Source organism: Pseudochrobactrum sp. XF203, from assembly GCF_020341615.1.
Classification (GTDB): domain Bacteria; phylum Pseudomonadota; class Alphaproteobacteria; order Rhizobiales; family Rhizobiaceae; genus Pseudochrobactrum; species Pseudochrobactrum saccharolyticum.
This window is the reverse complement of the sequence record NZ_CP084392.1, coordinates 269,549-283,304: the sequence shown is the minus strand read 5'-3', so window position 1 is coordinate 283,304 and position 13,756 is coordinate 269,549. Positions and strand designations below refer to the sequence as shown.

Sequence of the window (13,756 nt, the reverse complement as noted above, 5' to 3'; positions counted from 1 at the left end):
ACACAGCATATAATGATTACAAGGGCAATGTCAGCGGATACAAAGAAATAATCCTGCATTGTCAGTAATGTTTGGGCCAGCGAGTTTGGGAGGACAGGACGTGCGCCGTTTCTGGCTGAGTGCGGTTTTAAGTTTATTGCCGGTGTGGAATAGCGCTGTGGCAGCAACGCCCATGATGTTTCCGGCACTCAGCGGCGACAAGAATGCGCCGGTGCTGGTTGTCTATTCTTCTCTCGACGAGCCGCTTGCACGGCCGATGATTGAAGGGTTTCAGAAAAACAACCCTGACATCACCGTGCGCTATGAGGATATGCTCACCACGGAAATTTATGAGCGCATTGTGCGGGAAACCGATGACGGCTTGAAAACTGCCGATTTCGCTTTTTCCTCAGCCATGGATTTGCAGGTCAAACTTACCAATGACGGCTATGCGCAAGCCAGCATTTTGCCGATGAGCGAGCGCTGGCCAAGCTGGGCGAACTGGCGCAACACCGCCTATGCGCTGACATTTGAGCCAGCAGTTTTTGTCTATCACAAGCCGGAATTTAAAGACCGCAAACCGCCGTCAACCCGTGCGGAGCTGGTTGCCTATCTTAAAGAACAGGGTGAAAGCGTTTTCGGCCGTATCGGTACTTATGATATTGAACGCTCCGGCGTCGGCTTTCTGTTCATGGCACGTGATCAGGAGCAGTTTGACGATATCTGGACGGTCATTCAGGCCATGGGATCAGCGGGGGTCAAACTCTATTCCACCAGTCAGGCGATTGTAGAACGCGTTGCCGACGGGCGTTTTGTGCTCGGTTATAATATTCTCGGCTCCTATGCCGCAGACTGGGCATCGCGCAATCCCGATGTGGGGATTATTCTGCCAAAAGATTATACTGTGGTGATGTCCCGTATCGGACTGGTGCCGGAAGCCGCCGCTTCGCCGGAACTGGGGCGGCGCTATCTTGAGTTCTTCATGTCGAAAGAAGGCCAAACCATCCTCGCCCGCCAGTTGCAAATACCGGCTGTCAGCCCTGAAGTGGCCGGAGACAATACCGCTCTGACCATGCAGGAAATCTACGGCAACAAGCTGAAACCGGTGCCTGTCAGCCCCGGCCTGATGGTCTATCTCGATCAGGTTAAACGCAGCCGCCTGATTGCCAAATGGAATGATGTGCTGCGCCAGCAGAAAAAATATTATTGATTTTCACAGGAACAGGCTCACAATCTTCAAAAGACATATGAACAAGAGCCGTTCCTGAAAACAGCGCAAGTCTCAATAATTATGCGCAAAGCACCCTTTTAACATTTGTGTGCAAAGCACACGGCCTTAAAATTTGTGCGCAAAGCGCAGGGTGCGTCAGGTTCGCGTCAGCTTCATATGATCGATTAGCGGGACTGTTGTCCGTGGAGGCGGTTAAACAGTACCGGGGAGGAACACTGTATATGGTCGGGGGCACCACATGCCTGATCCTTCCCGTGCGTTTTCTAAAAACCACAGCCTGCGTTGAAACGCAGCATCAGGAGGATCAGACTTGAAAAAGCTTCTACTCGCTTCCCTCTTTGCAGGCGCATTGGCGCTGCCTGCCTATGCAGCAGATTACACCATCATTGCACCGGCCAATCCGGGCGGCGGCTGGGATCAGACAGCCCGTTCCCTGCAGACTGTTTTGCAGCAGGAAGGTATTTCCGGTAAAGTACAGGTACAGAACGTACCGGGCGCCGGCGGCACGATCGGCCTTGCACAATTCGCCAGCCAGCAAAAAGGTAAAGGCGATGCTCTGATCGTCGGCGGCTATGTTATGGTCGGCGCTATTCTGACCAATAAATCACCGGTAACCCTGAAAGATGTTACACCAATCGCACGTCTGACCGGCGAATATGAAGCAATTGTTGTACCTGCTTCTTCTCCTTTCCAGACAATGGGCGACCTGATTGAAGCGCTGAAAAAAGATCCGGGCGCAGTATCATGGGGCGGTGGCTCCGCAGGTGGTACTGACCATATCGCTGTAGGTCTGATTGCCAAGGCTGCAGGCGTTGATCCTAAGAAAATCAACTATATTGCCTATTCCGGCGGCGGTGAAGCTCTGGCCGCAATTCTCGGCAGTCAGGTTTCTGCAGGTATTTCCGGTTACGGCGAATTTGAATCACAGGTCAAATCCGGCACATTGCGTCTGCTGGCTGTCTCCAGCGCCGAGCGTATTGAAGGCATTGATGCACCGACCCTGAAAGAATCCGGCCTTGATGTTGTTGTAGAAAACTGGCGCATGCTGGCTGCAGCCCCTGGCATTTCCGCCGAGCAGAAAGCCGCAATCAATGCGGATATTGAAAAGCTGGCAAAATCCAAATCCTGGCAGGAAACTCTGAAGACCAAAGGCTGGGCTGACACCTATCTGGCAGGCGATGCTTTTGACGCACAGCTCGATAAGGATATTCAGGCAACCGAAGGTGTTCTGAAAGACATCGGTCTTGTTCAATGAGTGAACTGAAACCTGTAACAGCGCGTCGCCCCGATCGGGCGGCGCTTTGTATCGCGGCCATCCTGCTTGTCATTTCCGGCGTGATGTTCTGGGATATGGCACGTCTTTCCGAGGCTGCCGGTTATTCTCAGGTCGGCCCTGCGACTGTGCCGAAAGCCATTGCCTTCGGCCTTGCAGGATTGGCGATCTGGACAATTATTGCTGCTTTCCGCCATGATTTTCCTGAGCGTGAACCGCAGGAAGTCAAACCGGTACTCTGGATTGTCGGCGGTCTGACCGCGCAGATGCTGCTGCTCAACACGGCAGGCTTTTCCATTGCCACGGGCATTATGTTTGCCCTGACAGCCTATGGTTTCGGCAAGCGCAAATTATGGTTCTCGATCCCTGTCGGAATTGCCGCCTGTTATGTGATCTGGCTGGTTTTTGCCAAATTGCTGCAATTGTCACTGCCTGCGGGTCCGTTAGAGCGGTTGTTCTTCTAAAAAGCCACCGGCTGTCTCCTCGTTGCCGCAGCGCCTTACCCTCTGCGTAAAGCGGCTCAACACGGGAACAATGATTAATGTCTACATTTGAATTTCTCATGCAGGGGATTGTGGTTGCGATGCAGCCGATGAACCTGCTCTATGCGCTGATCGGCGTTACACTCGGCACCGCTGTCGGCGTGCTTCCGGGCATCGGCCCTGCACTGACTGTCGCCCTGTTGCTGCCTGTTACCTATCAGCTCGATGCTGCGGGTTCCCTGATTATGTTTGCCGGTATTTATTACGGCGGCATGTATGGCGGTTCCACTACGTCTATTCTGCTGAATACACCGGGTGAAAGCGCCTCGATTGTTACCGCTCTGGAAGGTAACAAAATGGCGCGCAAAGGGCGCGGTGGCCCTGCATTGGCAACGGCTGCTATCGGCTCTTTTGTTGCCGGTCTGATTGCAACCATCGGCCTCGCTTTCATCGCGCCTTATATTGTTAAGCTTGCACTGGTTTTCGGCCCCCGCGAATATTTTGCGCTGATGGTGCTGGCTTTTGTCACCGTGTCATCGGCTTTCGGCGACAGCGCATTGCGCGGCCTGACATCCTTGTTTATCGGCCTTGCGCTTGCCACTATTGGTATTGACCAGCTGACCGGTCAGGCGCGTCTGTCCTTTGGTGTGCCCGATCTGCTTGACGGTATTGAAGTCACCACACTGGCCGTTGCGATGTTCGCGATTGGTGAAACGCTCTTTATCGCCGCTCAGGGCGCACGTGCACCGGATAAAGTGGAAGCCGTTAAAGGCTCGCTGTGGATGTCTGCCTCAGACTGGGCACGGTCATGGAAACCATGGCTGCGCGGTACATTTATCGGTTTTCCGATTGGCGCTATGCCTGCGGGTGGTGCGGAAATCGGTACATTCCTCTCCTATGCAACCGAGCGCAAACTCACCAAACATCCGGAAGAATTCGGCAATGGTGCGATTGAAGGCGTTGCAGGTCCTGAAGCTGCCAATAATGCGTCTGCTGCCGGTACGCTCGTGCCATTGCTGACACTCGGTCTGCCGACAACAGCAACCGCTGCAATCATGCTGGCCGGTTTCCAGCAATATGGTCTGCAACCGGGCCCGCTGCTGTTTGCAACCAATCCGCAGCTGGTCTGGGGTCTGATTGCCAGCTTGCTTATCGCCAATTTCATGTTGCTGGTGCTTAACCTGCCGTTGATCGGCCTGTGGGTCAAATTGCTGACCATCCCTAAACCATGGCTCTATGCCGGTATTCTGATGTTCGCCACGCTTGGTACAATCGGCGCTAATCCGTCGGTCTTTGAACTTGGTATGCTGCTGGCCTTCGGTTTGATGGGCTATGGTATGCGTGTCTTCGGTTATCCGATTGCACCGGCCGTCGTTGGTTTGATCCTCGGCCCGCTGGCTGAGCAGCAATTGCGCCGCGCTTTGTCTATCAGTCAGGGTGATGTGACTGTCCTGTTCACCTCCCCTATTGCAGCTGTGCTGCTGACAATTGCAGCACTGGCACTGATCGTACCGCTGATTATGCGTGCCCGTGGCCGCGGTCAGGTTCTGTCGCAGCTTGCAGCGAATGAGGACTAAACCCTTATACCCCCGAAAATGATGAGCCCGCCGGTTATGCCGGCGGGCTTTCTCTTTGCTTATCATCATTATTTAACCGGCCATGCGATTCATGCATGGCAGCTCTGTCATTCTGTCAGTTGTGAAAACGGCTTGGTGATCCCATCTTTGGAGTATCAGATTACGGCTTTGCAATAGACAAAGCCCCAAACACGGAGAAGCAAGATGACAGAACGTACAAAGCATTCCCGTAATTTCATCAGCCGCGCACTGGCTGTTTTCGGTGCTGCAGCTTCCGCAGCTGCTGCTGTTGAAGGCCGTCGTCGTCCGCATGAAAGAGATCTGCGAACCCTCGGCATTAATCCTGCCGACTTTAGCTAATCTGCTCTATCTATAAGATTTTAAGTCCTTCAGGCCCCGCGCTTTGGTTGAAGCTGCGGGGCTTTTTTGTCAAGGTGGCCTCGGAATTACGGAATCAATCATGATTACCGGAGGGGAAATATGAGAGTCTATATTTGTGCGGATATTGAAGGTGTGGCCGGTGTTGTAACATCGCAGCAAGGTCAGCCAGGCAATCCGGAATATGAACGGGCGCGCCGCCTGATGACAGAGGAAGTCAACGCCGCCATTGAAGGCGCATTGGCAGGCGGAGCAGATTATATTCTGGTCAATGACTCCCACGGTCCGATGGTCAATATTATTCCGGAAATGCTACATCCGGCAGCAGAGCTGATCCTTGGCCGTCCTAAAAAGTTCAATATGGCTGCCGGTCTGGATGAAAGTTTTGACCTGTTGTTCTTCACCGGCCATCATGCCAGTGCCGCGCAATATGGCGTGCTTGCCCATACCACCAACGGCTTTGCCTTCCGCACCATCAAACTCAATGGTCAGATTGTCGGCGAACCCGGTTTTTACGGTGCCTATGCCGGTGAACTCGGTGTGCCGGTGGCACTGATTAGTGGCGACGATCAGACCGAACAGGAAAACCGCCCGTTCTTCCCTGAGGCTGAATTTGCCACCGTCAAAACAGCCCTGGGCAATCGTGCAGCGCGTCAGATCTCCGTACAGAATGCCCGCGCCATGATCCGTGATCTGGCGAAAAAGGCCGTTGAACGTAAAAACGAACTGAAAGTCTGGAAACCGTTTACCGGCCGCATCCATGCAGAGTTCATCATGAATTCGCCGCTGCTGGCCGATCAGATGGCGATCATCCCTTGTGCCAAGCGCACGGACGCCACCACCATCAGCTTTGATTGTGCAAATGTTGCGGAAGCTGTCGGCTGGATGGGTGTTCTTTCCGGTCTTGCCGCCAATGTGAAATAACAACAAAAAAGCCGGCATTGCCGGCTTTTCTATTTTTCTAAATCAACTTCACGATCTGCCGCTTACTGAAGATGAAATAATAATAGCCCGATTGCAGGCACAGCATCGTGGCGAAGGTCAGCGAATAAGCCCACCAAATTCCGTCAATGCCGATCCATTGATTGAACAAATAAGCTGCCGGAATTTCCACCAGCAAGATAGCGCTCATGGTCAAAACAGTCGGTGCATAAATCGCCCCGCTTGCCCGCATAGAGCTCATAAACACACTGCTCATACCAAATAATACAATCGTCCAGAGCACGATATGCAGCAAATGCGCGGCCAAATCGGCAACTGCCTGCTCGGTCAGAAATGCACTGGTAATATAGCCGGACAGCAAATAGGCCAGTGCCACACAGGAGCCGGTGACCAGCCAATTCAATTGCAATCCGGCAATCACAATCTTATGCACTTGCTCATTACGCCCTGCCCCGACCGCCTGTGCGGCCAGAATTGAGGCGGTAATACCGATGGAGATGGCCGGAAACTGCACCCAGCCCAGCGTCTGAACAATCGCACCATAGGCGGCTGTCGCCTGCGTACCATGACCATTGACCAGCCCCAGCAGCACGATCTCGGCAAAAGCAATGGTCAGCATCTGCAAGGCTGTCGGCAATCCGACACGCAAAATGGTTTTACAATAGGTGCTGTTAAAGCGGATCAGAGCCAGAAAACTGCGTGTAAATGCCATAGGATGATTGCGCCGGTTCCAGTGCCAGATCAGCCAGACCAGTGCCACAGCGGAAGCAATCACAGTTGAAACAGCCGCACTCATCACCCCAAGCTGCGGAAAACCCAGCCAGCCTTCAATGAAGAGTGGCGTCAGCACCATGGCTACAGATGTTGCAACCACAAGCGCCCAGAGCGGACTGACCGCATCACCCACGCCACGGCTCATATTGCTCATCAGCCAGAGCAGGAAAATCACCGGCATACCCATCATCATGATACGGGCATAATGGGCGGATTCGTTCAGAACGGCCTGCGGCGTGCCAAGAAATGACATCAGCTGCGTGGCAAATAATCCGCCCATTATTGCAACGGTAACAGACACAGTCATCACCATTGCCACCGCACTGCCCGCAATGCCATGTAGCTTGACCATATCCCGCGCGCCCCATGCCTGACCGATCAGAACGGTAGCACCGGCACCAAGACCGATAATCAGCCCGAGAAACAAAAAGAACACCGGAGCAAAGGCGGACATTGCCGCCAGCGCATCAACGCCCATCATGCGACCGACAAAAATACCGTTCAGCGTGCCGGAAGCCGCCTGCAAAATATTGGACAGCAGCATTGGCAGAAAAATCAGCATATAGGAGCGCCACAGACCATGCTGTACCGGCGGCTTAACAGCATCAATGCTCACAGAAACAGCTTGTTTATCACTCATATTCTGTCCGCCTGTTTCCATTGCCGTCTTCCGTTCTCGCTGTCCGTGCATGCTGCTTCTCATCAATGAGCAATAATCGCAGCTTTGCAATCATGCAAAATAATAAAGCCGCCGGAGTGATCCGGCGGCTCATAATTGCGTGAAGGTGATGAAGCAGCTTATTCGGCTGCTACAGCTTCAGCTTTTGCTTCTGCATGTTCTTCGCGGCGGTTATGACGAACCGATGCCCAGAACGCGATACCGATCAGCACCGCACCGCCAAGACCGGTAATCACTTCCGGAATATGCACGAGTGTCTGGAAATACATCACCACCGACAGGATCAGGATCGCATAGAATGCACCATGTTCCAGATAACGGTATTCGCTCAATGTGCCTTTTTCCACCAGCATAATGGTCATGGAACGCACATACATCGCACCGATACCCAGACCGATCGCGATTACGAACAGGTTCTGCGACAGAGCAAAAGCACCGATCACACCATCGAAGGAGAAGCTGGCATCCAGCACTTCGAGGTAAAGGAAGGCACCAAAACCGCCCTGTGCCGCAGCGTTCAGCGTTTTCTGCGAAGCATCAAGAATACCGCCAACCACTTCCACAGCAAGGAAGGTCAGGAGACCATAAATGCCGGAATAGAGGAAAGTTGTACCTTCAACTTCACCAAGAATGGACGAGAAGGTCAGAAGCAGGATCAGAACGATTGCAACTTCAACCCCTTTGATTTCAGCCAGACGCGCCATCGGACGCTCGAGCGGACCGAACCAATGCACATCCTTGTCGGAATTGAAGAAATAGGTCAGTCCCACCATCAACAGGAAGGTACCGCCGAAAGCGGCAATCGGCAGATGCGCATCAGTCATGATACGCGCATATTCTTCAGGTTTCGCAGCAGCCAGAACGATCGCTTCAATCGGACCGATACCGGCAGCAATCACCACAACCAGCAGCGGGAAAACAATACGCATACCGAAAACGGCAATGATAATACCCCATGTCAGAAAGCGATGCTGCCATTCCGGCGTCATATCTTTCAGCTTATTGGCATTCACCACCGCATTATCAAAGGACAGCGAGATTTCCAGCACGGCCAGAACCGTACAGATAAAAAAGATCGAGGCCATACCACCGATTGTGCCGGTGGACTGCCAGCCGAGCCATGCACCAAGCGCCAGACCGACAACGGTTACAATAAATGCCCAGGTAAAATAGCTGAGAACAGTTTTCTGAGATGCAGGCGTGCTCATTTCACGATCTCCTTAGTGGCCGGAGACCGGTCTGTACGATACGCATTATCAATATAAGAACAAAAGTTAAAAGCGGAATCGGCCTGATGACCTTCCGCAGAAAACATGAAAGAATTTTTCATGATCACATGTCCGCCGGCTATATTTGCGGCAGTACCGACATCACGAGAGCGCCGTAAACTCTCGCCAGAGGGGCCCGGTACCGTGTTAGCTCCGTAATGATTGACCCAGCTGTATAAAACAGTTGCAAGGCGGATGCCGGTGCCTCTCACCAGCCGAATTTCCCGCAGCCTTCATACTACAGATGCATTCTAATTAATCATTGTTACGATTGCTTCAAGGGGGGAATCCGATTTTCAGCTGAAAAAAGGCATATTTTGAACATGATTGCTTTTTCAAAAGCGGATTTCAGCGCCCGTTATTCATAAAGAGAGATCGGTATACCATTCGGCACCAGCGACCAGATCTCCCGCATCTCGCTGTTTGTCACCGCCACACAGCCATCTGTCCAGTCCCAGAGATGATGGATCGCTCCGAGAGCACCCCAGCCATTCGGCAGACCATGGATCATAATATTGCCACCCGGAGATACATTCGCCTCTTTGGCTTTGGCTGCATCCTGCTCATTGGGATAGGAAATATGCAGACTGAGATGTGCCATGGAACGCGGATTGCGCCAGTCGATCACATAATCGCCGACAGGAGTTTTCTGGTCGCCTTCCTGTAATTTATGCCCTATCGGTGCGCCTCCCAGCGCAATGCGATAGGTGCGTAAGATTTCATCACCGCGCAGTAATTGCAGTTCACGGGCGGCTTTGCGCACGATGATTTTATCCGCTTGCTGCTCAACAGCCACCATTGCAGGCGTTGTGCCGGAGCCAACACGCCCCAGCACTTTCGTATAGGCATAGGCTGATGCCGGTAAAGCTATGGCCACCAGCAATAGTGCAATCAGATATTTTCTACGCTTTGAGCTCATAGCACCCGTTTGCAAGCTTTAAGATCAGGAAGCGATTAACTGCTTCAGAACCTGCAAAGGATGCTGAATTTGCGTCTTTTCCATGATCTCAACCTGTGAACGGCAGGAAAAACCTGTGGCCATAACAATTTGTTCGCGCCCATGGGTCTGCATTTTCTGTCGCCAGCTCAGATCATAGATATTTTCCGACAGTGCGCGATTGCGCAATTCATGGCCGAAAGTACCGGCCATACCGCAACAACCGCTTTCGCCAATCACCATATTGATGCCGAAATGTTTGAAGATCGCTGCCCATGCCGCAATTGTCGGCGTGGCATTGGTCTTCTCAGTGCAATGCGGCAGCAGCATATAATTCTGTGCGGCACGCTCGAGCGATGGCTTAATATCGGATGCAATCTGCCCCAGATGCTGCGCCAGCCATTCCTGCGGCAGCTTCACATCCGGCACGGTTTCATTCGGCAGCGCCGAGCGATATTCACTGCGATAGGTCAGCGTCATCGACGGATCAAGCCCGACCAGCGGCACACCGCTTTTAGCAAGATTGTTGAGATACAGACTGGTATTGCGTGCCGTGCGGGTGAAAGACTTCAGATAGCCATGCACATGCTGCGCTTTGCCGTTCGGTTTCAGCTCAGCCAGATAAGGTGTGAAACCAAGCGCCTTCAGCAAATCCAGCACATCCAGCAGCAATTGTGCATCGAAGAAGCTCGTGAAGCTGTCCTGCACCAGAATAACCGCTTTGGCTTTCTGCTCTGCGCTCAGATTGTTCAGCACATTTGCATCCGCCATCTGGATATTGCGGGCACGCAGTTCTTTAGTCAGGCTCACATCGCTCAGTGACGGCAGGGCTGTGAGGCCAACCTGTTTCATCCCCCAGCGGCCAAGACCACTGCCCATCACGCCATTATAAAGCCTGCCGGTTTTGGCAACCAGCGGCATCATATGTTCGATTGAGGCAATCAGCGGGTCTTTTAGCGGGCGCAGATAACGGCTGTAGTAAAGCTCAAGGAATTTAGAGCGGAAGGCCGGAACATTGACCTTAACCGGACATTGCCCTGCGCAAGCCTTACAGGCAAGGCAGGTATCCATCGCATCGCGCACCTGATGGGAAAAGTCATCGCGATTTTTAGAACCGAGACTGTTGCCGATGCGGCCAAGTAAACCGCTCCACAGCGGTTTATCCCGCAGCGCTTGTGCCGAGCGGCGTGGATCAATGCCCTTTTCGCTCAGCAGACGCAACCATTCGCGGATCAGCGAAGCGCGGCCTTTCGGAGAATAGCGCCGGTCGCCGCTGCCTTTAAAAGACGGACACATCGCGGAATCTGTATTGAAATCAAAACAAGCGCCGTTACCGTTGCAATAAGGCGCATTGTCATAAGCATTGCGCACATCCGCAGGGATGATCCGGTCTTTCTGACCACGGAAGGCCAGTTCATCAATCTTTGTCAGCGGCTGATCATCCGGCGTGGCAATCTTACCGGCATTGAGCTGATTATAAGGATCGAAAGCCGCCTTGATACGCTGCAATTGCGGATAAAGCGGGCCAAAAAATTCCGGCACATATTCCGAGCGCACACCCTTACCGTGCTCGCCCCACAAAACGCCGCCATATTTCAGCGTCAGAGCCACCACCGCATCAGAGATACGGCGGATCATTACTTCCTGTGCCGGATCGGACAAATCAAGCGCGGGACGCACATGCAGCACACCGGCATCGACATGACCGAACATGCCGTAATCCAGCCCTTCACCATCCAGCAACGCACGGAATTCAAGAATATAATCGGCCAGATTTTCCGGCGGCACCGCCGTATCTTCTACAAATGCGACCGGACGGCGGGCGCCTTCGACATTACCAAGCAGACCAACCGCGCGTTTGCGCATTGTCCAGATCGCTTCAATATCATCCGGCTTTTCTGTGGTGGTAAAACCGTGACGGCCGCTTTGCGGAGAATTCGCTAAAGACTGGCTGACAAAACGGATTTTCTCAGCCAGTTCTTCAGCGCTGTCGGCCAGCACTTCGGCAATGTTGATCCCGTCTGTGCGCTTACCTTCCTCTGACGGAAAATAATCGGCAATGCGGCTCCAGATAATATCGCCACGTGCCAGCGACAGCACCTTGGCATCCACTGTTTCAACTGATGCTACCTGCAATCCGGTGAGGAAACGGGCATCGCGCAGCGCGGTGTTGAAGTCATCATAACGGATATTGATCAGTGCAGCGAAACGCGGGATCGGCAGCAGATTGAGATCAGCCTCAGCAATCAGCGCCAATGTTCCTTCAGCACCGCAGAGCAGAGAATTGAGATTAAGCCCGCCATCATCCTCGCGTAAATGCGCCAGATCATAACCGGTCAGAAAGCGGTTGAGCTTTGGGAAGGTCTTGTCAATCAGATCGCGATTATCACGCTCGATCTCATCCACCAGCCGATAGATCGCACCGCTGCGGGTATCCGGCTTTTGCAGGTCTTCCAGCTCCGGCTTTGTCACCGGTCTGGTGTTCAGCTCACTGCCATCCATCAAAACGGCACGTAAGCCCAGAACATGATTGGAGGTTTTACCATAAAGGCACGAGCCCTGTCCGCAAGCATCGGTATTGATCATACCGCCGATGGTGGCGCGGTTAGACGTCGACAGCTCCGGCGCGAAAAACAGGCCATAGGGTTTCAGCGCTTTATTGAGCTGATCTTTGACCACTCCACTCTGCACACGGGCAATGCGTTTTTCCGGATCGATCGAGAGAATACGGTTCATATAACGTGAGGTATCGACCACAACCCCGTCGGTCAGCGATTGGCCATTGGTGCCGGTGCCGCCGCCGCGCATAGCCATTTTTAGATGCCGGAATTCTTGCCTTTGGAGAAGTCGCGCAATTTGCTGCAAATCTTCAAACCCGCGCGGATAGATCACGCCTATTGGGCGCACCTGATACACAGAATTGTCGGTTGCATAAACGGTGGTCGTGGCCGCGCTGAATTCAATATCACCGCCAAAGCTGCTCAGCCGCAACGCATCATAGAAATCCAACGGCTCCGGTTTTGCCAGAACGTCTGCCTGCAGGAATGGTATCACGCAATTCTCTCCGCATTTGCCGGTTGCATCGCGCCGCAAGCAACCCGTCTTTCGCAAATGTCATAGCGTTTTCAGCCGCTCTTTCCAATCATGCGCAGCCGTCTACTTTGTCACGCATTGGCATGAAGTCATGCGAATTATCTTATATAGCTTTATTCTGCGGCATTGAGCTGGCCGTTAAACGGGACAAACAGGGCAGAATCTGCAAGAAAGCCTGTTCCAAACTCTCATAACCGGTGCTCCTATGGCAAAAAACATCCATTCCATGATCCGCGTGCTTGATGAAGCCCGCTCCCTTGCATTCTACAAAACCGCCTTTGGCTTGGAGATTGCAGACCGTCTTGATTTTCAGGCTTTCACGCTTGTTTACCTGAGCAATGCGGAAAGCGAGTTTGAACTTGAACTTACGATCAACAAAGACCGCACTGAACCCTATAATCTGGGTGACGGCTACGGCCATCTGGCGGTATCCGTGTCTGATCTTGATGCGGAACATACCCGTCTTGAACAAGCAGGCCTCAATCCGGGCAAGCTGATTGAATTCAAACCGGATGGTGTGCTGGTCGGCCGTTTCTTCTTCATTACCGATCCGGACGGATACAAGATCGAGGTTTTGCAGCGCGGCGGCCGTTTCAAATAAATATGAAACGCTTGGCATAAGCCTCCCTGTATAGCTTTGTCGCAGCGACGCTAACACCAGCCTTGCTGCGGCAAAATTCGGCTAAAATACAGCGCAGATACAATGATTTAATCAAGGTGTAATTATGCGCATGTCTGCCAAAATGATTATTGGTCTCTCTCTTCTCTCAGGCCTCGCTGTAACCTATCCGGCATTTGCCGAAGGTGACGCTGATAAAGGCAAAAAAGTCTTTGCAAAATGCATGGCCTGCCACACAATTGAAGAAGAGAAAAACCGCGTCGGCCCGCATCTGGTGAATATTCTTGACCGTAAGACCGCAACGGTTGAAGGGTTTAAATATTCTCCGGCCATGATCAAAGCCGGTGAAGAAGGCATGGTCTGGGATGAAGCAACTCTGACTTCTTATCTGACCGCGCCGAAACAATTTATTCCCGGCAACAAAATGATCTTTGTCGGGCTGAAAAAACCGGAAGATATCAGCAATCTGATTGCCTATATCCGCTCCAAATCAGCGCAATAAAAGCAAAAAGGCCGGTGAAACT

Annotated in this window: 12 protein-coding genes; 8 read left to right on the top strand and 4 right to left on the bottom strand. The window is 52.6% G+C overall.

The features are described 5' to 3' along the window. The first annotated feature begins 85 nt into the window (after positions 1-85). The 6 genes from LDL70_RS01150 to LDL70_RS01125 all read left to right on the top strand — a co-directional run bounded on the left by LDL70_RS01150 (position 86) and on the right by LDL70_RS01125 (position 5,844). Positions 86-1,189 carry an ABC transporter substrate-binding protein gene (locus tag LDL70_RS01150; RefSeq protein ID WP_370637738.1) on the top strand — a complete coding sequence of 368 codons (1,104 nt, stop codon included), beginning with the start codon at positions 86-88 and terminating at the stop codon, positions 1,187-1,189. A gap of 331 nt (positions 1,190-1,520) precedes the next feature. Next, positions 1,521-2,465 carry a tripartite tricarboxylate transporter substrate binding protein gene (locus LDL70_RS01145; RefSeq protein WP_075654144.1) on the top strand — a complete coding sequence of 315 codons (945 nt, stop codon included), beginning with the start codon at positions 1,521-1,523 and terminating at the stop codon, positions 2,463-2,465. Beyond that, positions 2,462-2,947, top strand: a complete 486-nt coding sequence (locus LDL70_RS01140; RefSeq protein ID WP_022710311.1) for a tripartite tricarboxylate transporter TctB family protein — start codon at positions 2,462-2,464, stop codon at positions 2,945-2,947. The genes LDL70_RS01145 and LDL70_RS01140 overlap by 4 nt, the downstream gene beginning before the upstream one ends. Positions 2,948-3,024: 77 nt before the next feature. After that, positions 3,025-4,542 carry a tripartite tricarboxylate transporter permease gene (locus LDL70_RS01135; protein WP_022710312.1) on the top strand — a complete coding sequence of 506 codons (1,518 nt, stop codon included), beginning with the start codon at positions 3,025-3,027 and terminating at the stop codon, positions 4,540-4,542. Between the two features lie 204 nt (positions 4,543-4,746). Continuing rightward, complete coding sequence (locus LDL70_RS01130) at positions 4,747-4,902, top strand: hypothetical protein (RefSeq protein ID WP_162994568.1); 156 nt, start codon at positions 4,747-4,749, stop codon at positions 4,900-4,902. A 120-nt stretch (positions 4,903-5,022) separates the two neighbouring features. Then, positions 5,023-5,844, top strand: a complete 822-nt coding sequence (locus LDL70_RS01125; RefSeq protein WP_213596293.1) for a M55 family metallopeptidase — start codon at positions 5,023-5,025, stop codon at positions 5,842-5,844. 37 nt (positions 5,845-5,881) lie between these two features. Here LDL70_RS01125 and LDL70_RS01120 read toward each other — a convergent pair whose 3' ends face one another. The 4 genes from LDL70_RS01120 to LDL70_RS01105 form a co-directional block, all read right to left on the bottom strand. Further along, positions 5,882-7,276 carry an MATE family efflux transporter gene (locus LDL70_RS01120; RefSeq protein WP_210246201.1) on the bottom strand — a complete coding sequence of 465 codons (1,395 nt, stop codon included), beginning with the start codon at positions 7,274-7,276 and terminating at the stop codon, positions 5,882-5,884. Between the two features lie 158 nt (positions 7,277-7,434). After that, positions 7,435-8,523, bottom strand: coding sequence for a DUF475 domain-containing protein (locus tag LDL70_RS01115; protein ID WP_022710316.1), 1,089 nt, complete (start codon positions 8,521-8,523; stop codon positions 7,435-7,437). A 418-nt stretch (positions 8,524-8,941) separates the two neighbouring features. Continuing rightward, positions 8,942-9,502 (bottom strand): murein L,D-transpeptidase family protein, encoded by a 561-nt coding sequence (locus LDL70_RS01110; RefSeq protein ID WP_225686117.1) that lies wholly within the window; start codon positions 9,500-9,502, stop codon positions 8,942-8,944. 24 nt (positions 9,503-9,526) lie between these two features. Beyond that, positions 9,527-12,574, bottom strand: a complete 3,048-nt coding sequence (locus tag LDL70_RS01105) for an FAD-binding and (Fe-S)-binding domain-containing protein (protein ID WP_225686116.1) — start codon at positions 12,572-12,574, stop codon at positions 9,527-9,529. Positions 12,575-12,818: 244 nt separating this feature from the next. Between LDL70_RS01105 and LDL70_RS01100 the strand changes: the two genes are divergently transcribed. Together LDL70_RS01100 and LDL70_RS01095 are read left to right on the top strand one after the other, a co-directional pair. Next, positions 12,819-13,214 carry a VOC family protein gene (locus tag LDL70_RS01100; RefSeq protein ID WP_225686115.1) on the top strand — a complete coding sequence of 132 codons (396 nt, stop codon included), beginning with the start codon at positions 12,819-12,821 and terminating at the stop codon, positions 13,212-13,214. Between the two features lie 130 nt (positions 13,215-13,344). Then, entirely contained in the window at positions 13,345-13,734 is a 390-nt protein-coding gene (locus tag LDL70_RS01095) for a cytochrome c family protein (protein WP_210215495.1), read from the top strand. Positions 13,735-13,756 lie beyond the last annotated feature (22 nt).